Source organism: Streptomyces sp. NPDC045287 (genome assembly GCF_056432325.1).
In genome coordinates this window covers 75,940-98,415 of sequence record NZ_JBWKJG010000006.1, presented here as the reverse complement: position 1 = coordinate 98,415, position 22,476 = coordinate 75,940, and the positions used below count along the sequence as shown (strand labels likewise).

Below are 22,476 nucleotides of genomic sequence, written 5' to 3'. Positions count from 1 at the left end.
GCGGCCACCGAGCGCCGTCCCGGCCGGGCTCGTCGTCCCCCTGCGGCCCCGCACGCGGGGGAGTGCCCCCATCAGGCCGCCTGGGCCCCGGCCCCGGAGCCCGCGGCCCGGCGCGCGGGGGAGCGCCGGTCAGAGCCGGGATTCGACCCCCGGCACCGTCCAGGCCGGCGCCGTGCCGGTGAGCTGGCAGACCATGAGGTACAGCGGGATCGGCGGGGTGTACGGGGAGGTGGCGTCCGGCCGCCGCATCAGGCGCGGACGCCGGTCCGGGACGTAGCCGCCGGGCGCGTAGCAAGAGGGCATCGGCCAGCGCAGGTCCGCGTCGGAACCGGCCGGGACGAGCCACCACCACCAGTCGGAGTCGGCGAACACGCAGCCGTTCCCGGGCAGCCTGCTCATCAGCCGCAGCCCGTGCCGCGCGGGCACCCCCACCGCGTCGCAGCCCAGGGTGGCCGGCAGGTGCGGCGGCGGGGAGAGCTGGACCTCGCCCAGCGACTCCTCCCACGGCGCGCCGGCCTTCTGGCGGTCGTGCGGTCCGCGCAGGGACAACAGGGTCACCATCGACCTCAGCATGGTTCCGCCGTGTCGTGGACCAGCTCCGCCCAGACGACGCGCCCCGCCCCGTGCCGGGCGTCGTGGGTGCCCCACGCGCTGCACAGCGCGTCGACGAGGATCAGCCCCCGGCCGCACTCCTCCCGCTCGGCCGCGCGCAGCCGCGGCCCGGTCACCCGGCAGCCCTCGTCGTGGACGGCGATCCGCACGTGCTCGCCCCGGTCCCGCAGCTCGCAGACGACGCGCCCGCTCGCGGTGTGCACCACGGCGTTGGTGAACAGCTCGGAGACGACCAGCTCGGCCGTGTCGCGCACGTCCCCGCCGGCGCCCCACAGGGCCAGGCGCTCCACGACGAGCCGGCGGGCCCGGCCCACCGACTCGGCGCGCGCGGGCAGCTCGAAGGCGAAGCGGCGGACGTCGGGGGTGCCCGGCCGGGACGCGTGCGCGCAGGGACGCGGGGCGCGGGGCAGGCCGTGGGGGTGTGGAGCGGGGGTCACCGGTCGAGCGGCTATGAGCTGGGGGGTGAGCGCATTACCAGGTGCCACGACCGATTCCTCACATGGGAGCGGCGCCGTGCGCCGCATCTCCCCGGGGCAGAGCGCGCGGCAGCCGCGTGAACTGGTTCACCGACTGGTTCATCGGAATACTTTCCTCCCGTCGCGGACACTTGGCAAGCGGCACTCTGAAATTTGCAGAGTGCTGTGTCCTCTCTGGCGTTCGCATGGCACACTCAACGAAAAAGCGCGTGGGGAGGTCAGAAGTGAGCGAGCCGCGGTCCGCCCCCACGGTGGGACAGGTCGTACTCGGCAAGCGACTCCAGGATCTGCGGGAGAGGGCGGGCCTGAAGCGGGAGGAGGCCGCCAAGGTCCTCCACGTGGCCCCGGCCACGATCCGCCGCATGGAGACGGCGGAGGTGGCCCTGAAGATCCCCTACGTCCAGTTGCTCCTCCAGGCGTACGGCGTCGGCCGCGACGAGGCGGACGGCTTCGTGCGGCTCGTCGAGGACGCCAACAGGCCCGGCTGGTGGCAGCGGTACCACGACGTGATGCCGGGCTGGTTCAGCATGTACGTCAGCCTGGAGGGCGCCGCCAGCCTCATCCGGGCCTACGAACCGCACTTCGTGCCCGGGCTGCTCCAGACCGAGGACTACGCCAGGGCCGTCCTCCGCGCCGGCGCCGTCGGACGGGTCAGCCCCGAGGACATCGAGCGCCACGTCGCGCTGCGGATGGAGCGGCAGGCCCTGCTGACCCGCCCCGACCCCCCGAAGTTCTGGGTGATCATGGACGAGACGGTGTTGCGGCGCCGCCCGCCCGGTGCCGACCCCGCGCTCATGCGCGCCCAGCTCGACCGGCTGGCCGAGGCGGCGGAACTGCCCCACGTCACCCTCCAGGTGGCGGAGTTCGCGACGGGCCACCACCCCGGCACGTACGGCCCCTTCGTGCTCTTCCGGTTCGCCGTGTCCGAACTCCCGGACATGGTCTACAGCGAGTACCTGACCGGCGCGGTCTACCTCGACGCGCGTCCCGAGGTGGCCTCCCACCTGGAGGTCCTGGACCGCATGGCGGCGCAGGCCGCCACCGCACCACGTACGAAGGAAATCCTCCGGGCTTTCCGCAAGGAGCTGTGAATGGTTCGCATATACAACGGCATGCCCGCCGCCGACCTCGGTGCCGAGGGGTGGCACAAGCCGTGGAGCGGCGGCAACGGCGGCAACTGCATCGAGGCCATGAAGCTGGCCGACGGCAGGGTCGCGGTGCGCCAGTCCGCCGATCCAGACGGCCCCGCCCTCATCTACACCCCCGGGGAGATCGCCGCGTTCATCCAGGGCGCCAAGTCCGGGCAGGCCGACTTCCTGCTCACCTGACCCGGGGTCATACAGTGTCGCCCACCCGGGAGTCGGCCGAGCGGCCGGCCCCGCGCACCGGAACACCCCCAGCCACCGAGCACGTCCCGACCCCAGACCCCCGACCCCTGGAGCAGCCGATGACCGGGAACGACACCGCCACCGACGGCGCGTCCGCCGCAGGCGTGCGGATCGACACCAGCAAGCCGCATCCCGCCCGGATGTACGACTGGTTCCTCGGCGGCAAGGACAACTATCCGGTCGACGAGGAGATGGCCCGCCAGCTCCTGACCATCGACGCGCGCGGCCGCGACATGGCGCGCGTCAACCGGGCGTTCATGCACCGCGCGACCCGCTGGCTCGGCGGGGCCGGCGTCCGCCAGTACCTGGACGTCGGCACCGGCATCCCCACCGAGCCGAACCTCCACCAGATAGCCCAGCAGGTCGCGCCCGAGTCGCGGATCGTCTACTGCGACAACGACCCGATCGTCCTCGCCCACGCCGAGGCGCTGCTGCGTTCCACCCCGGAGGGCGCCACCGCGTACATCCAGGCCGACGCCCGCGACCCGCAGACCATCCTGGAGCGCGCCGGCGAGGTCCTCGACTTCACCCGGCCCGTCGCGCTGTCCCTGCTCGCGCTGCTCCACTTCGTCGACGACGAGGACGGCGCGTACGAGCTGGTGTCCCGGCTCGTCGAGCGGCTCGCGCCGGGCAGCTACCTCGTCCTGTCGCACGTCACCGGCGAGTTCGACCCCGAGGGCGCGGCGAAGGCGCGCGCCATGTACCGGGGGCGCGGCCTCACGCTGCGGCCGCGCACCCGCGAGGAGCTCACCCGCTTCTTCGACGGCCTGGAGCTGGTCGAGCCCGGTGTGACGCTGACCGCCGAGTGGCACCCGGAGCTGGGCGAGCCCGTCCAGGTCGCCGGCGACGGCCCCATCCCGGGGTACGCCGGCGTCGCCCGCAAGCCGTGACGGAGTCCCCGCCCGCGCGGGCGGAGTGAACCGCCGGTCCGCCGCACCCGCCGGTCCCGCCGGGCGGCGGTCGGCCGCCCGGAGCGGCTCCCGGACAGGCAAATGTCCCATTTGCCCCATTATCCTGGCAGGGTGGATTCCTCTCCGACGTCTGTGGGGGCCGGTCCCGGTCGGCCCCCCGGCGGGGTGCGCGCGGAGATACGGGCGTCGTGGGAGCGGTCGCGCTCGCTCGGCATCGACGTCGAGGGCGTGGCACTGCCCATCGAGAGCGACCTGGACCCGGACTCGCGGCTGATCAGGGCCGCCGCGCCGGTGCTGGAGCGGCTGTGCGCGCGCTTCTCCGGGCTGCCGGTCACCGTGACGCTGGCGGACGCCCGCGCCAACATCATCGACCGGCGCGGCAACCCCGTGGGACTCGACCTGATGGACGAGGCGTCGCTGGTGCGGGGCGCCAACGTGGACGAGCGGTTCATGGGGACCAGCAGCGTCAGCATGGTCCTCAGCACCCGGGCGCCCTTCGTGGTCGTCGGGCACGAGCACTTCCTGCACAACCTCAAGACGCTGACCTGCATGGCCGCACCCGTGCGCGACCCCGTCGGCGGCACCGTGCGGGGGGTGGTCAACCTCTCCGTCCCCGAGCGGCTGGCCAGGCCCGGAATGGCCCTGGTGCTCCAGGACGCCACCGACCTCATCGGGGAACGGCTGCTGGAGCTGAGCACGGCCCGGGAGCGCGAGCTGGTGACCTCCTTCCTCCAGGACAGGGAGCGCGGCCGGCACACCGGGCTCCTCCACGTCGGTACGGGCGAACTGGCCGGGTACGGCGGCACCGCGCCCCTGCTGGACCGGCAGGAGCGGTCCGTGCTGCTGGACGCCGCCGTCGACCTGATCGGCTCGAACGAGGAGTCGTCCGCCGAGGTCGCCCTGGCGGGCGGCCGCGTCGCCACGCTGCGCCGCAGGCCGCTGCGCCACGGTGACGCGGAGGGCGCCGCCGTCGAGGTCGTCTTCCACGGGTCCCGCGGCGCGCCCCCCGCCCGCATCACCGCACCGGGTACGGCGGTGCGGGGACCGGCGGCCCGGCCCGGCGGCCCCGCGAGGGGCACCGCGACGGCGCCCGACGGGCGGGAGGTGCCGCTGCTCACCGCGGGCGGGACCGGCACCGCCCCGGACAAGGGCGGCGGGAACGGGACCGGCACCGCTCCAAAGGAGGAGGCCGCAAACAGGGCCGGCACCGCTCCAACGGAGGACGGCGGAAACAGGGCCGGCACCGCCCCGGGCAAGGGCGCCGGGAACGGGACCGGCACCGCCCCGGAGGAAGGCGGCGGGAACGGGACCGACGCGTGGCTGCTGCTCGTCGGCGAGTCGGGTGTCGGCCGCCTGGCCGCCGAGGCGCGCGGGCGGCTCTCCCTGCTGAACGAGGCGGGCGTCCGCGTCGGCACCACCCTGGACATGCGGCGCACCGCCGAGGAACTGGCCGAGATCGCCGTACCGCGCTTCGCCGACCTCGCCGTGGTGGAGCTCGTGGAGGGCGTCCTCGCGGGCGAGGAACCGCCGCCCGGCCCGCTCGGCCCCGACACGGCCCTGCGCCGCGCCGCCCTGCGCACCGGCGTCCCGACCGACGGCACCGGCGCCTTCGCCGACCCCGGCCCGGTCCGGTACCCCGCGGGCGCCCCCCAGGCGCGGTGCCTGCACACGGGGCGGCCGGTGGCCGACTCCGTACCGGCGGCGGCCGCCGCCGCGCCCGCCGTCGGCGGCGCCCACCCGGTCGCCCTGCTGGGCGGGGGCGTCCACGCCTACGTCGCCGCCCCGCTGTACGCCAGGGGCCGCGTCTTCGGGCTGGCCGGCTTCTACCGGCGCGGCGAGGACCGCCCGTACGAGGAGGACGACCTGACCCTCGCCGGCGAACTCGCGGCCCGCGCCGCGATCAGCGTGGACAACGCCCGCCGCTTCAGCCGCGAGCACGACGCCTCGCTCATGCTCCAGCGCAGCCTGCTGCCGCACGCCCTGCCCCGCCTCACCGCCGCCGACCTCGCCTCCCGCTACCTGCCGGCGGACGGGCGGACCGGGGTGAGCACGGAGGTGGGCGGTGACTGGTTCGACGCCATCCCGCTGTCCGGGATGCGCGTCGCGCTGGTCGTCGGGGACGTCGCCGGCCACGGGCTGCAGGCGGCCGCCACCATGGGGCGGCTGCGCACGGCGGTGCGCACCCTCGCCGGTCTCGACCTGCCTCCCGAGGAGGTGCTGGCCCACCTGGACGAACTGGTCGGGCGCCCCTCCGGCGACCCCGCCGAGGATCACGACCCCGCCACGGCCACGACCTGCCTGTACGCGGTGTACGACCCGGTCACCTGCCGCTGCACCGCCGCCCGGGCCGGCCACCCCCCGCCGGCCGTGGCACCGCCCGGCGGCGAGGCGCGACTGCTCGACCTGCCGTCCGGGCCGCCGCTGGGGCTCGGCGGGCTCCAGCCGTACGAGTCCGCCGCCGTCGACCTCGCCCCCGGCAGCCTCCTGGCGCTGTACACCGACGGGCTCCTCAAGGAGGGCCTCGGTTACGGCGACACCGAGGCGGCGACCGGCCGGCTGCTGTCCGCGCTGGCCGCCCCCGGCCCGGCGCGCGGTCCGCAGCGCGACCCGGAGCGGGTCTGCGACCGGATCACGGACGCCGTGCTGCCCGGCGGCCCGCGCGACGACGTGGCGCTGCTCGTGGCCCGGGTGCGCGCCCTGCCCGCCGACCAGGTGGCCGCCTGGGAGCTGCCCGCCGCCCCGTCCGTCGTCGCCGACGCCCGGGCGCTGGTGCGCCGGAAGCTCACCGAGTGGGGACTGGCGGACATGGAGTTCACCACCGGCCTGGTGGTCAGCGAACTGGTCACCAACGCCGTGCGGTACGGGGGCGGCGGCCCCGTGTCGCTGCGGCTGCTCCGCGACGAGACGCTGATCTGCGAGGTGTCCGACCACAGCAACTCGTCGCCCCGCATCCGGCGGGCGGCCACGACCGAGGAGGGCGGGCGCGGCCTGTTCCTCGTGGCGCAGTTCACCAGGAGGTGGGGCGCCCGGTTCATGCCGCAGGGCAAGACGGTGTGGGCCGAGCAGGTGCCGCACGCGGACCGGCAGACCCCGGAGGCGGACGAGCACGCGCTGCTGGCGATGTTCGACGATGTGGTGTGAGCCCCCGGGGGCCGGCGCACGCCCACGCCGCACGGTCACGCGTCGGCCGCCGCCCCGGTGGGCGGCGCTTTCCCGCGGCCCCTAGACGAGGTACGCGAGCCCCGGGTGCTCCGCCCGGTACGCGTCCAGCAGCCGCCGCGCCACCGCGACCGAGTCGACCAGCGGGTGCAGGGCGAACGCCTTCACCGCCGTCTCCCGCGACCCGCTCTCCGCCGCCGCGAGCACCTCCCGCTCCACCGCCTTCACCGCCGCCACCAGCCCCACCGCGTGGTACGGCAGCGGCGCCACGGACACCGGGTGCGCGCCGTTCGCGTCCACCAGGCACGGCACCTCGACCACCGCGTCCGCGTCGAGCCCCGGGAGCGCCGACCGGTTGCGGACGTTCAGGATCAGCGTGGCCCGCTCGTCGCGGGCGACGGCCCGCATCAGCGCGAGTGCCACCTGCTCGTACCCGCCCGGCTCCAGGTCCTCCTCGGCGCGGCCCCCGGTGTCGCCGGCCGCCGCCCGGTTGGCGGCCATGTACGTGGCCTCCCGCTCGGCGAGGGTGCGCCGCCACGCGTCCAGGGCCCGCACCTCCGGCCGGACGGCCGCCGCGTAGAACCCGGCCTGCTGGTCGCGCAGGTACGCGCCGCGCGTCCGCTCGGCCTCCCGGTAGGCCCGCACCGTCTCGCGGTTGGCGTAGTAGTAGTGCAGGTACTCGTTGGGGATCGCGCCCAGCGAGCGGAGCCACCCGGCGCCGAACAGCCTGCCCTCCTCGAACGAGCCGAGCGCCGCCTCGTCCGCGAGGAGCCGCGGCAGCAGGTCCCGCCCGCCGACCCGCAACCCGCGCAGCCAGCCCAGGTGGTTGAGGCCCGCGTAGTCGACCCACGCCTGAGCCGGGTCGGCGCCCAGCACCCGCGCCACCCGCCGGCCCAGCCCCACCGGCGAGTCGCAGATGCCGATCACCCGGTCGCCCAGCACCCGCGACATCGCCTCCGTCACCAGGCCCGCCGGGTTGGTGAAGTTGATGACCCAGGCGTCCGGGGCCAGCCGCGCCACGCGCCGGGCGACGTCCACCGCCACCGGGACGGTCCGCAGCCCGTACGCGATGCCGCCCGCGCCCACCGTCTCCTGCCCCAGCACGCCCTCGGCGAGCGCCACCCGCTCGTCGGCGGCCCGGCCGGCGAGGCCGCCGACGCGGATCGCCGAGAAGACGAAGTCCGCGCCGCGCAGCGCCTCGTCGAGGTCGGTCGTCGCCGTCACGGCGGGCGCGCCGGCGACACCGGCGGCCTGCTCGGCCAGCACGCGGCCGATCGCCGACAGCCGGTCCGCGTCCACGTCGTGCAGGACGACGCGGGTGACCCGGCCCTCGCCCCGGTCGGCCAGCAGCGCCCGGTACACCAGCGGCACCCGGAACCCGCCGCCGCCCAGAATCGTCAGCCTCATGCCCGTACGCTACTGCCTCGCCCTCACCCCAGGTCGAGCGCGTTCGGCAGGCCCAGCCGGTACCGGACGCGGTCGTGCCGCTTCAGCGCCTCCAGCTCCGGCGGACGGAACAGCGGGACGACCGTGCAGCGCGGCGCCGTCGAACCCGCCTGGTCCAGCAGGGCGTTGACGGCCTGCCGGGCCGACGCGTTGGCGCCCTCCATGGTCGCCAGGTCGATGTCGACGGACACGTAGTCCCCGGCGAGGAAGAAGTTCGGCACCTGCGTCCTGGACCGGGGACGGTCGTAGAAGGTGCCCACCGGGTGGACGAGCAGTTCGTCCTCGTTGGTGGGGTGCGGCGTGCCCAGGCCGTCGACACCAGGGTCCAGGAACCACGAGTGGAGCGCGCCGTCCTTCAGCGCCGGGCTCCCCGTGTCGTTCAGGGCGGCCTTCAGTTGCGCCCACACCTCCCGCGCCACCTGGTCGCGGGTGCACTGCTTGGCGGTCTTCCCGTACAGGATGCCGGGCCGGTCCCACTCCGAGACGTCGACCGACAGGCAGTCCACGACCGCGCCGTCGCCGTACTCGGCGGCGAAGTCCCGTCCCGCCCAGTGGTGGGCCTGCGCGATGCACGTCAGCGCCCAGGGCGAGTCGACGCAGTTCACGTGGCCGCGCACGAGCGGTGGCCGCTCGGTCAGGTAGAACTGGATGCCCGTCATCCAGTCCGTGCGGAGGCGGTCGCACCGGGCGAGCTGCGGGTCGGCCGCCCGCAGCCGCGGCCCCCAGGTGCGGCGGGCGTGCTCCACCGGCAGCGCGCTGATGTAGTGGTCGGCGGTGACCTCGTGGCGCGCCCCGCCCGGGTCGTCGACCAGCGCGGCGGTGATCCGACCGTCGCCGTACCGCATCTCCCGCAGCGTCCAGCCGACCTTGAACTCCACGCCGAGGGAGCTCAGGTGGGCCGTCCACGGGTCGATCCACGCCTCGTTGGTCGGCGCGTCGAGGATGCGGTCCGGCGGGCCGTCCGCGCCCCGGCCGAGCGCGTTGAACACGAACGCCTCACCGATGGTGCCCACGGTGCGGGTGCTGGCCTCCTCCGCCTTGGTGGCGACGATGTTGCGGGTGAGGCCGATGGCGAGGAGCCGCTGGTAGTCGAGGGACATCCGGCCGGCGCGGATGAACTCCCACCACGGCGTGCGCTCCCACACCTCGTCGCGCCGCTCCGGGCAGCTGGTCATGAAGACGAGGGCGCGGTTGGCGAAGTACGCCGCCTCGTGAGGGGGCAGCCGGAGCGCCGTGTCGAGCAGCGCGGTCAGGGAGCGGCGCAGCTCGTCGAGGGTGAGGTGCTCCGGCTTCTGCCCCGGCCAGGGGATGGGGAAGCGCAGGTCCTCGCGGCCGGTGCGGGCGAGCGCCATCTCGCGGGGGGCGACGAGGTTGTCGTACACGCCGTTCGGCTTCCCCGGGAACGGGATGCGCCGCATCGTGTCCGGCAGGTTGTGGTAGATGCCCGGGATGAACCGGAAGCCGTGCTCGCCCGGGAGCGGCCTGCGTCCGCCCCGCGCGCTGCCGGGGACGTCCATGCTGCGCGCCTTGCCGCCGAGGGCCCGCCGCTCGTACACGGTGACGCGGAAACCCCGCTCGGCCAGCTCGTGCGCCGCCGTCAGCCCCGCGACCCCGCCGCCCAGGACCGCGACGGTGCCGCCGTCGGCCGCGGAGCGCGCGGGGCGGGGGGCTGCGGCCCGAGCGGGGCCGGCGGCCCCCGCCCCGGCGACGGCGCCCGCGCCCGCCACGAACGCACGCCGTGTCGTACCCTTACGCTCCATGTTCGCTCCTTCACGGACGGTGACGAGCGCGTCCCGTTCAGGAGGATAGGGCGGCCCCTCGGGGGCTCGGAAGCACCGCGCCCGCGGGCCGTGCGCCCTGGCCGGAACCCGCCACGAGGTGGCCGCCGGGCAGAATGGCCCCATGCCGCGACGCAAGCCCCGCCCGAAGCACGCCCCCGCCGCCCCCGCCGCACCTGCCCCGGCCGTCCGGCCGGAGGACCCGTGCCCCTGCGGGCTGCCCGCCCCGTACGCGCAGTGCTGCGGCCGCTTCCACACGGGCGGCGAGACGGCCCCGACCGCGGAGCGGCTGATGCGCTCCCGCTACAGCGCCTTCGTGGCGCGCGACGAGCCGTACCTGCTGCGCACCTGGTCACCCGCCACGCGACCGCGCACCGTCGACTTCGACCCGGACACGCGCTGGACCGGCCTGGAGATCCTGGACACCACCGACGGCACCCTGTTCCACACGACCGGCACGGTCGCCTTCACCGCCCGCTACACCCACCGCGGCGAGCCGGGCGCCCTGCGCGAACGCAGCCGCTTCGAGAAGGCGGACGGCCACTGGCTGTACGTGGACGGCACCTTCGACTGACCGGTCAGTGGACACCGCCGCCGGGGCGGAGCACCAGGCCCGGGTGGTAGGCGGCGAGCACCTTGTTCGCGCGGGCCAGCGCCGCCAGGGCGTGTTCCCGGTCGGCCTGGTCCTCCTGGCACATGGGGCCGCGGAAGCGGCGCACCTCACGGGCCGCGCACTCGGCGTCGATCTCCGCCTGAAGGACGCCCGCCGGCATGCAGGACCCGATCAGGGCGGCGACGTGGTCGGGGATCGGGACGGGGATGAGGCGCGACACGGTCACGAGAGGTCCTTTACTGCCGTCCTGCTTGTGGCAGGGGCCGGGTGCGGGGTGTACCTCCCTATGGTGACGGCTCGCGGGTGCCGGTTCTCATCCGGGTCTGTATCCGTCCTGCAACCGTTTCGGCGTTTCCTTCCCCCGCGAGGGGTACCCGAGCGGGCCGGAGGTGATCGCATGCCCGAGCCAGGCAGCAAGAAGTACGACATCCACCGCGCCCGGCTCCGCAAGGAGGCCGAAGGCCGGGGCGTCTCCGACCAGGAAGCCAACGACGAGGCGAACGCGACGCTGCAGAGGTCGCCCGGATGGCGCTCCCGCGGCCCCCGCACCGAACGCGGCCGTGGCCCCAAGGGCGAACGCCAGGGGGAGTGACCCCGTCGGACGGCGGGGCGGGCGCGGGCCGCGACCACGGGGCCCGCGCCCGCCCCGTGGTCACGGCCCCGACGTGGTCACGGCCCCGACGTGGTCACGGGCCCGACGGCCCACCGGCAGGTCCACGGCACGACTCCGCGCCCGAGCCGGCCCGATGTGCGCGTCGTGCGCGCTCCGCCTACCGTGGCGCCCATGGGAGAAGCGGTGGAGCTGGGGGCCGGGAGGCGGACCGTGCGCCCGTCCGGTCCCGACAGGGTGTGCCCCGCAGCCGAGCCGCGCCGAGAAGGAGTGACACGTCCATGCTCACCACCCGATTCGTCACCGGGTCCCCCGTCTGGGTCGACCTCGGCACGCCCGACCTCGACGGGGCCCGGTCGTTCTACCGGTCCCTGTTCGGCTGGGAGTTCGCGCCGGCGGGTCCCGAGGCCGGTGGCTACGGGATGTTCACCCGGGAGGGCAGGACCGTCGCGGGCGGCGTGCCCGTCCCGCCCGAGCGGGGCGGATCGGTCTGGACGCTGTACTTCCGCACCCCCGACGCCGAGGCCGCCGCGACCGCCGTGCGGGCGGGCGGCGGCAGCGTCGCCGTCGACCCGACGGACGTCTTCGACCTCGGCCGCACGGCCCTGTTCACCGACCCCACCGGCGCGGGCTTCGGCGTCTGGCAGCCCGGCGCGCACCAGGGCCTCGACCTGGCCGGCGAACCCGGCGCGCTGAGCTGGACGGAGCTGTACACCCCCGACCCCGTGGCCGACCTGTCCTTCTACGACATGGTCTTCGGCATGGAGGCCCACACCGCCGGCGCGTACACGCTGCTCCAGCCGTCCGGCACGGGCCTGGCCTCGCCCGGTGACGCGTTCGGCGCCGTCGTCCCGCTCGCGGGCGACCCGTCCGAGGCGGCCGGCGGCCCGTCCTGGACGCCGTACTTCGAGGTCGACGACCTCGACGCGGCCGTCGCGGAGGCCGAACGGAACGGCGGGAAGGTCCGCAAGGGCCCCGCCGACCTGGCGGGCCTCGGCCGCTGCGCCAAGCTCACCGACCCGTACGGCGCCCGGTTCGCGGTCCTCCACCGCGACCGCGGCGGATCGTGACACGCCCGGCCGGGCAACTCCTTGTCCTGTCACCGTGCGCGGGTCCATCCTGACGGGGAGCGACCGCTTCGACGGGCGTTGATCCGTCGTTGACGAGCCGTTTATCGGTCTTGGGCACGGTGGTCCGCATGCCGACGTACCGCACCGAGGACCGCCCCGCGGTCCGCACCGAAGACCGTTCCGCGGTCCGCACCGAGGACCGTCCCGCCCGCCGTGCCGCGCTCCGCCCCGCCCCGGCCGACGCCGAGCTCTCCTGGCAGGAGGCCGCCCTGTGCGCCCAGACGGGGCCCGAGCTGTTCTTCCCCGAGCCGGGTTCGTCGACCCGCGAGGCGAAGTTCCTCTGCGGGATGTGCGAGGGCCGCGAGGCGTGCCTGGAGTACGCGCTCACGCACGACGAGCGGTTCGGCGTCTGGGGCGGGCTGTCGGAGCAGGAGCGGTACGCGCTCAAGCGGCGGCGCGCCGGCCGCCGCTGAGCCCGGCGCCCGGCGGGGACCGCCGGGCCCCACCGGCCGTCAGCGTCCGGCGCGGGCCGCCATCCGGGCCTTGCGCGCGGCGAGCTTCTCGTCGAACTTCGACGCCTCCGCGTCCAGCCCGTTCATGTACATGCCCAGCTCCTCCTGCGCCTTGAGGCCCTCCGGGCCGAGCCCGTCGATCTCCAGGACCTTGAGGAACCGCAGCACCGGCTGGATCACGTCGTCGTGGTGGATGCGCAGGTTGTAGATCTCGCCGATGGCCATCTGGGCCGCCGCCCGCTCGAAGCCCGGCATGCCGTGCCCGGGCATCCGGAAGTTGACCACCACGTCCCTGACCGCCTGCATGGTGAGGTCGGGAGCGAGCTCGAAGGCCGCGCCCAGCAGGTTCCGGTAGAAGACCATGTGCAGGTTCTCGTCCGTCGCGATGCGCGCCAGCATGCGGTCGCACACCGGGTCACCCGACTGGTGCCCGGTGTTGCGGTGCGAGATCCGCGTCGCCAGCTCCTGGAACGCCACGTACGCCACCGAGTGCAGCATCGAGTGCCGGTTGTCCGACTCGAAGCCCTCGCTCATGTGGGCCATGCGGAACTGCTCCAGCTTGTCCGGGTCCACCGCCCGCGAGGCGAGCAGGTAGTCCCGCATCACGATGCCGTGACGGCCCTCCTCGGCGGTCCAGCGGTGCACCCACGTGCCCCAGGCGCCGTCCCGGCCGAAGAGGGTGGCGATCTCGTGGTGGTAGCTCGGCAGGTTGTCCTCCGTGAGCAGGTTCACCACCAGGGCGATCCGGCCCACGTCGGTCACCTTCGACTGCTGCGGGTCCCAGGGCTCGCCGTCCTCGAAGAAGCCCGGGAAGTTCCGGCCGTCCGACCACGGCACGTACTCGTGCGGCATCCAGTCCTTGACGACCTTGAGGTGGCGGTTCAGTTCCTTCTCGACCACCTCTTCCAACGCGTGCAGCAGCCGGGCATCGGTCCACTCCGCCGAACTGCCGAGGTAGGGAGAGGTAAGGGTCACGGGTGCTCCTGGAAGAACGATCAGTACCTACGGATTCGTAGGTTACGAGACCGTAGGTTAAGCGGGCCGTAAGGCCCCCGCCAAGCCTGCTCGCGGCGACGGACGCTCACGTTCCGTTCCCGGGTGGGGTGAGGGCGTCCAGGTCGAGCCGGCGCGTGACGCCGATGGCCTCCAGGAACGGCACGTCGTGGCTCGCCACGAGCAGCGCCCCCTCGTACGCCTCCAGCGCCTGTGTGAGGCTCCGCACACTCGCCGTGTCCAGGTTGTTCGTCGGCTCGTCCAGCATGAGCAACTGCGGCGCGGGTTCGGCCAGCAGCAGCGCCGCCAGCGTCGCCCGGAAGCGCTCGCCGCCCGACAGCGTCCCGGCCCGCTGGTCGGCCTTCGCGCCGCGGAACAGGAACCGCGCGAGTCGCGCCCGGACGCGGTTCGGCGTGGCCTCGGGCGCGAACCGCGCCACGTTCTCGACGACGGTCAGCCCGTCGTCCAGGACGTCCAGCCGCTGCGGCAGGAAGCGCAGCGGCACCCGTACGGCCACCTCGCCGGCCCGCGGCTCCAGCTCCCCGGCGATCGTCCGCAGCAGCGTCGACTTGCCCGAACCGTTCCGCCCCACCAGGGCGATCCGCTCCGGTCCCCGCACCTCGAACTCCCCGTCCAGGCGGGCGCCGTGCCGCAGCGCCAGGTCGCGCAGCAGCAGCACGCCCCGGCCCGGCGGCACGGCCGTGTGCGGCAGCTCGACCCGGATCGCCTCGTCGTCCCGTACGGCCTCCACGGCCTCGTCCAGCCGCTCCCGCGCCTGCTCCAGCCGTTTGGCGTGGACGGTCCGCTGCTTGCCGGCCGACACCTGCGCGGCGCGCTTGAGGTTGCCCGCGACGATCGGCGGCACGGCCTTCTGCGCGGCGCGCTTCTCCCCGTACCTCTTGCGCCTCGCCAGCTTGGTCTGCGCCTCGGTCAGTTCGCGCCGCTGCCGGCGCACGTCGGACTCGGCGGCGCGGACCGTCCGCTCGGCCGCCTCCTGCTCGGCGGCGACGGCCTCCTCGTACGCGGAGTAGGGACCGCCGTACCAGGTCACCTCGCCGTCGCGCAGCTCCGCGACGCGGTCGACGCGCTCCAGCAGCTCCCGGTCGTGGCTGACCACGACGAGGACGCCCGGCCAGGCGTCGACCGCCGCGTACAGGCGGCGCCGGGCGTGCAGGTCGAGGTTGTTCGTCGGCTCGTCGAGCAGCAGGACGGCGGGCCGCGCCAGGAGCAGGGCGGCGAGCCGCAGCAGCACGCACTCGCCGCCCGAGACCTCACCCGTGGTGCGGTCCAGGCCGATCCGGTCGAGCCCGAGCTGGTCGAGCGCGGCGCGCGCCCGTTCCTCCACGTCCCAGTCGTCGCCGACGGCCGCGAAGTGCTCCTCGCTCACGTCGCCCGACTCGATGGCGTGCAGGGCGGCCCGCGTGCCGGCGATGCCCAGGGCCTCGTCGACCCGCAGCCGGGTGTCCAGGGCGGCGTCCTGCGGGAGGTAGCCGACGTCCCCGGCGGCGCGGACGGTCCCGGCGACCGGTGCCAGCTCGCCGGCCAACAGTTTCAGCAGGGTCGACTTGCCCGACCCGTTCCGGCCGATGAGGCCGGTGCGGCCGGGGCCGACCGCGAGGTCCAGCCCGTCGAGGACGGGGGTGCCGTCGGGCCAGGCGAAGGTCAGGCCGGTGCAGGAGAGGGCGGGGTGGGTGGGGGGAAATGACATGAGCGTCTCCCGGTTGCGTGAGATGAGGGGTCAGGGCAACGGGTGAGACACCGGGGAGGCGACCGGGAGGGGCGGAGGCACACCGCGCCGGAGACCGCCGAAGCAGCGGTGCGGGAAGGCGGGGGACGGGCTCGTACGCCGAGGTCGCACACGGGCGGCACGCACGGCGCGCAGGGGCGCGGCGGTGCGGCGGCACGGTGTCTCAAGACCTCAGACGAGCAATGTCCTACTCCGATCGACGGCTACGGGGCCGGGAACCACGTTAGGGCGGGCCGGGCGCGGACGGCAAACGATTTACGGTCCCCGCCGTCCCGCGGTCCCCGCCGTCCCGCGGCCCCCGCGCTCCTTGCCGTCCCGCCGGTCAGGACGCGTCGCGCAGCAGCCGGGCCAGGTCGCGGTCCAGGTCGAGGAAGAGGGGCTCGCACCCGAAGGGCACCACGTGTTCGGTGCGGTGCAGGAAGCGGCGGACCTCGCCGGTGCGGACGTGGACCACGGCGACGCCCTCGGCGGCGCGGAGCTCCACCACCGTCCGGTCGTGGCCGAACGGCCGGATCCGCACGTCACCGACGCCGGCGGGCGCGTCCGTCCCCGCCGCGAGCAGCTCGCGGGAGAACTCCCAGACGGCCTCCGCCCCGTCGAGGGTCGCCGGGGCGGGGAAGACCATGCGGACCGCGAAGGGGTCGGCGAGGTCGTAGCGGAGGACGGCCGGGACGACGTCCGCACGGGGCGCGGACGCGACGAGGCGGGCCCGCAGGGCCTGTTCGATGACGGTGGACACGTCCGGCTCCCTCGTAGGTCTCCTCTTCACCCAGGAGGACGGTGGATCCGGCCGCGGCGTGCACCGCCCGCCGCCGTGACCCGCGTCACGCGAGGGCGCCGGGCGGACGGGGCGCCCGGCGGCCCCGCCACCGGTCCGTGCGGTTCCGGGCCGCCGCACCCCCGGCTCCCGGTGCCGGACCTCGGCCCCCGGCTCCGGTCCGTACGGGCTCCGGACCGCCGCGCCCCGACTACGGGTCGTCGCGCCCCCGGCCCCCGTCACCGGTCCGTGCGGCTCCGGAACCCGGCGGGCAGGGGCGTGCGGCGCGGACCGCCGTGGGCGGGGGTGCCGATCGCGTCCGGGCGCCCTAGGCTGACGGGCACTATGACGATCATCGACACCCCCGCCGGCTGGCCCGCCGACGAGGCCGGGGCCCTGGCCGTCCAGGACGAACTGCGCGCCCGCGTGGTGCTGGACGAGCCGGGGCCCCCGGTCGGCACGGGCCTGGTGACCGGGGTCGACGTGGCGTACGACGACGAGCGCGACCTCGTCGCCGCTGCCGCCGTCGTGCTGGACGCCCGCACCCTCGACGTGGTCGACGAGGCCACCGCGGTCGGCCGGGTCTCCTTCCCGTACGTGCCGGGGCTCCTGGCGTTCCGCGAACTCCCCGCCGTGCTCGCCGCGCTGGACGCCCTGACGGCCGGACCGGGCCTCGTCGTCTGCGACGGCTACGGGCAGGCCCACCCGCGCCGCTTCGGCCTCGCCAGCCACCTGGGCGTGCTCACCGGCCTGCCGGTGCTCGGCGTCGCCAAGAACCCGTTCGCCTTCACGTACGAGCAGCCCGGCCCCCGGCGCGGCGCCACCAGCCCGCTGCTCGCCGGGACGGAGGAGGTGGGGCGCGCCCTGCGCACCCGGGACGGCGTGAAGCCGGTCTTCGTCTCGGCCGGGCACCGCGTCACCCTGGAGGGGGCCTGCGCCCACGTGCTGGCGCTGACGCCGCGCTACCGCCTGCCGGAGACCACCCGGCACGCCGACGCGCTGTGCCGCCGCGCCCTGCGGGAGGCCGCGGCCCGGCAGGGGAGCGGCGTGTGATCGGCCGCCTCCAGTGCGTGGTCCTCGACTGCCCGGACCCCCTGCGCCTCGCCCGTTTCTACGAGGGCGTGCTGGGCGGCGCGGTGAACCGGCCCGACCCCCGCTGGTCCCTCGACGACGACTGGGCGACGCTCCACCTCGACGACGGGCGCGTCCTGGCCTTCCAGCGCGCCGCCCGCCACCGGCCGCCCCGCTGGCCCGACCCGGACCACCCCCAGCAGTTCCACCTCGACGTCGGCGTGGCCGACCTGGCGCGGGCCCGCGACGAGGCCGTGGCGCTGGGCGCATCGGTCCTGGACGCGGGCGGCCCGGAGCGGAGCTGGATCGTGTGCGCCGACCCGGCCGGCCATCCGTTCTGCCTCGTACGGGAGTGACCGGCGCGCCCCGCCCGCGCGCCGCGGCTCAGCGGGCGTCCGCGACCCGGAAGCGGATGCCCGCCGCGCGGAGCCGCGCCAGGAGCGCGTCGCCCATCGCGACCGCCGTCGTCACCTGCCCGGCCGTCCTCGGCAGGCCGTCGTCGAAGGCGAGGCACAGCGCCGACTCGGCGAGCATCTTCGCCGTCTCGTCGTAGCCCGGGTCACCGCCCGACACCTCCGTACACACCCGCCGTCCGCCGCCCTCGCCGACGAACCGCACCCGGAACCAACTGCGCCGCCTGCGCTCCGCGTCCGGCCCGCCGCCCGGCTCGTAACGACCCATCAGCCACCGCCGGGCGGGCGGCGACTGCGCCAGCGCGAAGCACGCGCCCACGGCCGCCACGCCGCCCAGCGCCGTCGGCAGCGTCCGCACCGCCGCGTAGTGCCGGTACCGGAAGTCCGGCCCGTACACCGGCAGCGCCGCCGCCGACCGGGCCACGATCCGCGGGTCCAGCGTCGGCAGCGGCAGCGCCCACGCGCCCGTCTCCCGGCTGAACCGCGGCCCGCCCAGCGGCGCCTCGGCCCGCCGCCCCACCCGCCGCGGCTCGTGCAGCCGCCGCTCCCGCGCCGCCCGCGCCGCCTGCCGGCTCCGGCCCAGGACGGTGAGCGCGGAGGCGAACGTGCCGCCGGAGAAGAAGGCGTTCGTCCGGACGAACCCGTCGACCCGCAGCGGCACGTCCCGCGGCAGCTCCCGCACGGTGAAGTACACGCCCAGGTCGTGCGGGACCGAGTCGAAGCCGCACGCGTGCACCAGCCGCGCCCCCGTCTCCCGCGCCCGCGCGTCATGGCGTACGTACATCAGGTCGACGAACTCCGGCTCACCCGTCAGATCGACGTAGTCGGTGCCCGCCTCGGCGCAGGCGGCGACGAGCGGTTCGCCGTACCAGACGTACGGGCCGACCGTCGTGGCGACCACCCGCGCCGACTCGGCGAGGCCGCGCAGCGCGCCCGCGTCGCCGGCGTCCGCCACCAGCAGCGGCAGCCCGGCGCACGCCGGGTGCTCGGCGGCGAGCCGGTCGCGCAACCGCTCCAACTTGTCCCGGTCCCGTCCGGCGAGCGCCCAGCGGCAGCCGGCCGGCGCGTGCGCGGCGAGGTACCGGGCGGTGAGCTCCCCGACGAACCCGGTCGCCCCGAAGAGAACCACGTCAAACGCCCGTGCCGTGCCGTTCCGCGTGTCCATCCCGTCTCCTTCGCCGCTGCTTGGGTGGGCTGCCGTGAGGAGGCAGAGGCTAGCGCCCGCGCCGCCCCCGCCTTCCCGGGGCGCCGTCCGCGCGGGCCCGCCCGCAGGGGTTGTGCGCGAGGGAACCCGTTCTTAACATCATCACTGTTACAGCGGAAGTGTCACAGTGGCGTGGCGAGGGGGCCGGATGACGGCGGCGACGGGGAACGGCCCGCTCTTCGGGGTGCGCGTGGTCGAGCTGGCGGGCATCGGGCCCGGCCCGTACGCGGCCATGCTCCTCGCCGACCTCGGCGCCGACGTCGTCCGCGTCGACCGGCCCGGCGGCGCCGACCTCGGCATCGACCCCGCGTACGACCTCGCCAACCGCAACAAGCGCTCCGTCCTCGTCGACCTCAAGGCCGACGACGGGCCCGCGACCGTCCTCGACCTCGTCGAACGCGCCGACATCCTCATCGAGGGCTACCGCCCCGGCGTCGCCGAACGCCTCGGCGTCGGCCCCCGCGAGTGCCTCGCCCGCAACCCGGGGCTCGTGTACGGGCGGATGACCGGCTGGGGCCAGGAGGGGCCGCTCGCCCACCGCGCCGGCCACGACATCACGTACATCGCCGTCACCGGCGCCCTCTCCGTGATCGGCGCGCCCGGAGAGCCGCCGGCCGTCCCCGCCAACCTGCTGGGCGACTACGCGGGCGGCTCCCTCTACCTCGTCGTCGGCGTCCTCGCGGCGTTGCACCACGCCCGCGCGGAGGGCGGCACCGGCCAGGTCGTCGACGCCGCGATCACGGACGGCACCGCCCACCTCACCACGATGATCCACGGCATGCTCGCGGCCGGCGCCTGGCAGGACCGGCGCGGCGCCAACCTCCTCGACGGCGGCTGCCCCTTCTACGGCACGTACGAGACCTCCGACGGCGGCCACATGGCGGTCGGCGCGCTGGAGCAGCGGTTCTACGACGAGTTCGCCCGCCTCCTCGGCCTCGACGGGCACACCGCCGCCGCCCGCCGCGACCCGGCCCGCTGGGACGAGCTGCGCACCGTCGTCGCCGCCCGGTTCCGCACCCGCACCCGCGCCGAGTGGACCGCCCTGTTCGAGGGCACCGACGCCTGCGTCGCCCCCGTCCTGTCGCTGCGTGAGGCCCCCGACCACCCGCACCTCGCCGCCCGTGGCACGTTCACCGGGCACGGCGGGATCACCCAGCCCGCGCCCGCGCCCCGGTTCTCCGCGACGCAGGGCTCCGTGCGCCGCCCGCCCGCCCGGCCGGGCGCCGACGCCGACGAGGTCGCCCGCGACTGGGACGTACCGAGCATCCACCCCGCCGACAGGAGGCCGATGTGAAGCGCCGGATCTTCGACGCCGAGCACGACGCGTTCCGCGACACCGTCCGCGCCTTCCTCGCCAAGGAGGTCCTGCCGCACTACGACCAGTGGGAGAAGGACGGCATCGTCGCGCGCGACGCCTGGCTCGCCGCCGGCCGCCAGGGACTCCTCGGCCTCGCCGTCCCCGAGGAGTACGGGGGCGGCGGCAACCCCGACTTCCGCTACAGCGCCGTCCTCGCCGAGGAGTTCACCCGCGCCGGAGCCCCCGGCCTCGCCATCGGCCTGCACAACGACATCGTCGGCCCGTACCTGGCGAACCTCGGGACCGACGGGCAGAAGCGCCGCTGGCTGCCCGGCTTCTGCACCGGCGATACCGTCACCGCCATCGCCATGACCGAACCCGGCGCCGGATCCGACCTCCAGGGCATCCGCACCACCGCCGAGGACCGCGGCGACCACTGGCTGTTGAACGGTTCCAAGACCTTCATCTCCAACGGGATCCTCGCCGACCTCGTCGTCGTCGTCGCCAGGACGACCCCCGAGGGCGGCGCCCACGGCCTGTCCCTCCTCGTCGTCGAACGCGGCATGCCCGGCTTCGAACGCGGCCGCAACCTCGACAAGATCGGCCAGAAGGCCCAGGACACCGCCGAGCTGTTCTTCCACGACGTCCGCGTCCCCCGGGAGAACCTGCTCGGCGAGGTCAACGGCGCCTTCGGCCACCTGATGACCCACCTCGCCCAGGAGCGCCTGGCCATCGCCGTCGCCGCCGCGGCGGGCGCCGAGCACCTCCTGGAGGCCACCACGGCGTACGTTAAGGAGCGCGAGGCGTTCGGCCGGCCCCTCGCCAGGCTCCAGCACGTCCGCTTCGAGATCGCCGAGATGGCCACCGAGTGCGCCGTCACCCGCGCCTTCGTCGACCGCTGCATCGAGGACCACGCGGACGGCGGACTCGATGCCGTCCACGCCTCCATGGCCAAGTGGTGGGCGACCGAACTCCAGAAGCGGGTCGCCGACCGCTGCCTCCAGCTCCACGGCGGGTACGGCTACATGAGTGAGTACCCGGTCGCCCGGGCGTTCACCGACGGGCGGATCCAGACCATCTACGGCGGCACGACCGAGATCATGAAGGAGATCATCGGCCGTTCGCTGCTCGGCTGACCCCCACAGACGTTGAAGCGACCCCCGCGACGCGAAAGGCTCGACCAGTGACCACCGAAGCGTACGTGTACGAAGCGATCCGCACCCCGCGCGGGCGCGGCAAGGCCAACGGCTCCCTGCACGGCACCAAGCCCATCGACCTCGTCGTCGGCCTGATCCACGAACTGCGCGACCGCCTCCCCGGACTCGACCCCGCCGCCGTCGACGACATCGTGCTCGGCGTCGTCTCCCCCCTCGGCGACCAGGGCTCCGACATCGCCAAGATCGCGGCCATCGTCGCCGGACTGCCCGACACCGTCGCCGGCGTCCAGGCGAACCGCTACTGCGCCTCCGGGCTGGACGCGGTCAACACGGCCGCCATGAAGGTCCGCTCCGGCTGGGAGGACCTCGTCCTCGCCGGCGGCGTCGAGTCGATGTCCCGCGTGCCGATGGGCTCCGACGGCGGCGCCTGGATGTCCGACCCGATGACCAACCACGACACCCGCTTCGTCCCGCAGGGCATCAGCGCCGACCTCATCGCCACCGTGGAGGGCTTCTCCCGGCGCGACGTCGACGAGTACGCGGCGCTCTCCCAGGAGCGCGCCGCGACCGCCTGGAAGGAGGGCCGCTTCGACCGGTCCGTCGTCCCCGTCAAGGACCGCAACGGGCTCGTCGTCCTCGACCGCGACGAGCACATGCGCCCCGGCACCACCGCCGACGGCCTCGCCGCGCTCAAGCCGTCGTTCGCCGGCATCGGGGAGATGGGCGGCTTCGACGCCGTCGCCCTGCAGAAGTACCACTGGGTCGAGAGGATCGACCACGTCCACCACGCCGGCAACTCCTCCGGCATCGTCGACGGCGCCGCCCTCGTCGCCGTCGGCTCCCGCGAGGTCGGCGAGCGGTACGGACTGGCGCCGCGCGCCCGGATCGTCTCCGCCGCGGTCTCCGGCTCCGAGCCCACCATCATGCTCACCGGCCCCGCCCCCGCCAGCCGCAAGGCGCTCGCCAAGGCCGGGCTCACCATCGACGACATCGACCTCGTCGAGATCAACGAGGCGTTCGCCGCGGTCGTCCTGCGCTACGCCCGGGACATGGGGCTCTCCCTCGACAAGGTCAACGTCAACGGCGGCGCCATCGCCCTGGGCCACCCCCTCGGCGCCACCGGCGCGATGATCCTCGGCACCCTCGTCGACGAGTTGGAGCGCCAGGACAAGCGGTACGGCCTCGCGACCCTCTGCGTCGGCGGCGGCATGGGCATCGCCACCATCGTCGAGCGTCTTTGACCGTCCCGTCCGAACCCCGTC

The 22,476-nt window shown here is 75.1% G+C and carries 21 protein-coding genes and 1 pseudogene; 13 read left to right on the top strand and 9 right to left on the bottom strand.

Translation table 11 applies throughout. The features are described 5' to 3' along the window. Positions 1-129: 129 nt before the first annotated feature. Positions 130-573 (bottom strand): hypothetical protein, encoded by a 444-nt coding sequence (locus tag AC07D6_RS12435; RefSeq protein WP_391654394.1) that lies wholly within the window; start codon positions 571-573, stop codon positions 130-132. After that, complete coding sequence (locus AC07D6_RS12430; protein ID WP_391654396.1) at positions 567-1,097, bottom strand: ATP-binding protein; 531 nt, start codon at positions 1,095-1,097, stop codon at positions 567-569. The genes AC07D6_RS12435 and AC07D6_RS12430 overlap by 7 nt, the downstream gene beginning before the upstream one ends. A gap of 215 nt (positions 1,098-1,312) precedes the next feature. Between AC07D6_RS12430 and AC07D6_RS12425 the strand changes: the two genes are divergently transcribed. From AC07D6_RS12425 to AC07D6_RS12410, 4 genes are all read left to right on the top strand, one after another. Next, positions 1,313-2,179: a helix-turn-helix domain-containing protein gene (locus tag AC07D6_RS12425; protein WP_315881170.1), complete on the top strand. Its 867-nt coding sequence runs from the start codon at positions 1,313-1,315 to the stop codon at positions 2,177-2,179. After that, positions 2,180-2,416, top strand: coding sequence for a DUF397 domain-containing protein (locus AC07D6_RS12420; protein WP_023590865.1), 237 nt, complete (start codon positions 2,180-2,182; stop codon positions 2,414-2,416). 119 nt (positions 2,417-2,535) lie between these two features. Next, positions 2,536-3,366, top strand: coding sequence for an SAM-dependent methyltransferase (locus AC07D6_RS12415; protein ID WP_315881171.1), 831 nt, complete (start codon positions 2,536-2,538; stop codon positions 3,364-3,366). Positions 3,367-3,552: 186 nt separating this feature from the next. Next, positions 3,553-6,528, top strand: coding sequence for a SpoIIE family protein phosphatase (locus AC07D6_RS12410; RefSeq protein WP_479043681.1), 2,976 nt, complete (start codon positions 3,553-3,555; stop codon positions 6,526-6,528). Positions 6,529-6,609: 81 nt separating this feature from the next. On the opposite strand, the gene AC07D6_RS12405 is transcribed toward AC07D6_RS12410, so the two are convergent. Together AC07D6_RS12405 and AC07D6_RS12400 are read right to left on the bottom strand one after the other, a co-directional pair. Beyond that, positions 6,610-7,953 carry a 6-phospho-beta-glucosidase gene (locus AC07D6_RS12405; RefSeq protein ID WP_479043679.1) on the bottom strand — a complete coding sequence of 448 codons (1,344 nt, stop codon included), beginning with the start codon at positions 7,951-7,953 and terminating at the stop codon, positions 6,610-6,612. A 23-nt stretch (positions 7,954-7,976) separates the two neighbouring features. Beyond that, positions 7,977-9,752 (bottom strand): hydroxysqualene dehydroxylase, encoded by a 1,776-nt coding sequence (locus tag AC07D6_RS12400; RefSeq protein WP_479043677.1) that lies wholly within the window; start codon positions 9,750-9,752, stop codon positions 7,977-7,979. Between the two features lie 142 nt (positions 9,753-9,894). Here AC07D6_RS12400 and AC07D6_RS12395 point away from each other — a divergent pair, with 142 nt between their 5' ends. Beyond that, positions 9,895-10,344: a YchJ family protein gene (locus tag AC07D6_RS12395; protein WP_479043675.1), complete on the top strand. Its 450-nt coding sequence runs from the start codon at positions 9,895-9,897 to the stop codon at positions 10,342-10,344. 4 nt (positions 10,345-10,348) lie between these two features. On the opposite strand, the gene AC07D6_RS12390 is transcribed toward AC07D6_RS12395, so the two are convergent. Further along, positions 10,349-10,609 (bottom strand): hypothetical protein, encoded by a 261-nt coding sequence (locus tag AC07D6_RS12390; RefSeq protein WP_315881176.1) that lies wholly within the window; start codon positions 10,607-10,609, stop codon positions 10,349-10,351. Positions 10,610-10,780: 171 nt separating this feature from the next. Here AC07D6_RS12390 and AC07D6_RS12385 point away from each other — a divergent pair, with 171 nt between their 5' ends. The 3 genes and pseudogenes from AC07D6_RS12385 to AC07D6_RS12375 all read left to right on the top strand — a co-directional run. Then, positions 10,781-10,975: a hypothetical protein gene (locus AC07D6_RS12385; RefSeq protein ID WP_315881177.1), complete on the top strand. Its 195-nt coding sequence runs from the start codon at positions 10,781-10,783 to the stop codon at positions 10,973-10,975. Between the two features lie 299 nt (positions 10,976-11,274). Further along, a complete protein-coding gene (locus tag AC07D6_RS12380; RefSeq protein ID WP_479043672.1) occupies positions 11,275-12,063 on the top strand; it encodes a VOC family protein in 789 nt (262 codons plus the stop codon). A 245-nt stretch (positions 12,064-12,308) separates the two neighbouring features. Next, positions 12,309-12,536, top strand: a pseudogene (locus AC07D6_RS12375) (WhiB family transcriptional regulator); the annotation flags it as partial. A 39-nt stretch (positions 12,537-12,575) separates the two neighbouring features. Here AC07D6_RS12375 and AC07D6_RS12370 read toward each other — a convergent pair. The 3 genes from AC07D6_RS12370 to ssgD all read right to left on the bottom strand — a co-directional run bounded on the left by AC07D6_RS12370 (position 12,576) and on the right by ssgD (position 16,054). Then, on the bottom strand, positions 12,576-13,550 hold the full coding sequence (locus AC07D6_RS12370; RefSeq protein WP_315881179.1) for an acyl-ACP desaturase: 975 nt from the start codon (positions 13,548-13,550) through the stop codon (positions 12,576-12,578). Between the two features lie 106 nt (positions 13,551-13,656). Further along, a complete protein-coding gene (locus tag AC07D6_RS12365; protein WP_479043668.1) occupies positions 13,657-15,276 on the bottom strand; it encodes an ABC-F family ATP-binding cassette domain-containing protein in 1,620 nt (539 codons plus the stop codon). Positions 15,277-15,637: 361 nt separating this feature from the next. Next, complete coding sequence (ssgD, locus tag AC07D6_RS12360; RefSeq protein WP_479043666.1) at positions 15,638-16,054, bottom strand: spore wall synthesis regulator SsgD; 417 nt, start codon at positions 16,052-16,054, stop codon at positions 15,638-15,640. Between the two features lie 363 nt (positions 16,055-16,417). On the opposite strand from ssgD, the gene AC07D6_RS12355 reads away from it, so the two are divergent. Beyond that, positions 16,418-17,125 (top strand): endonuclease V, encoded by a 708-nt coding sequence (locus AC07D6_RS12355; protein WP_315881182.1) that lies wholly within the window; start codon positions 16,418-16,420, stop codon positions 17,123-17,125. Then, positions 17,122-17,499, top strand: a complete 378-nt coding sequence (locus AC07D6_RS12350; protein WP_479043663.1) for a VOC family protein — start codon at positions 17,122-17,124, stop codon at positions 17,497-17,499. Before AC07D6_RS12355 ends, AC07D6_RS12350 begins: the two co-directional genes overlap by 4 nt. Before the next feature lie 28 nt (positions 17,500-17,527). On the opposite strand, the gene AC07D6_RS12345 is transcribed toward AC07D6_RS12350, so the two are convergent. Then, on the bottom strand, positions 17,528-18,721 hold the full coding sequence (locus AC07D6_RS12345) for a saccharopine dehydrogenase family protein (protein ID WP_479043661.1): 1,194 nt from the start codon (positions 18,719-18,721) through the stop codon (positions 17,528-17,530). Positions 18,722-18,908: 187 nt separating this feature from the next. On the opposite strand from AC07D6_RS12345, the gene AC07D6_RS12340 reads away from it, so the two are divergent. The 3 genes from AC07D6_RS12340 to AC07D6_RS12330 are packed head-to-tail and all read left to right on the top strand — an operon-like array spanning position 18,909 to position 22,455. Then, the gene (locus tag AC07D6_RS12340) at positions 18,909-20,054 is read left to right on the top strand and encodes a CaiB/BaiF CoA transferase family protein (protein WP_479043659.1); all 1,146 of its coding nucleotides are present in this window, start codon (positions 18,909-18,911) and stop codon (positions 20,052-20,054) included. Continuing rightward, positions 20,051-21,193: an acyl-CoA dehydrogenase family protein gene (locus AC07D6_RS12335; protein ID WP_315881186.1), complete on the top strand. Its 1,143-nt coding sequence runs from the start codon at positions 20,051-20,053 to the stop codon at positions 21,191-21,193. The genes AC07D6_RS12340 and AC07D6_RS12335 overlap by 4 nt, the downstream gene beginning before the upstream one ends. 47 nt (positions 21,194-21,240) lie before the next feature. After that, the gene (locus tag AC07D6_RS12330) at positions 21,241-22,455 is read left to right on the top strand and encodes an acetyl-CoA C-acetyltransferase (protein WP_479043656.1); all 1,215 of its coding nucleotides are present in this window, start codon (positions 21,241-21,243) and stop codon (positions 22,453-22,455) included. The last annotated feature ends 21 nt before the right edge of the window (positions 22,456-22,476 follow it).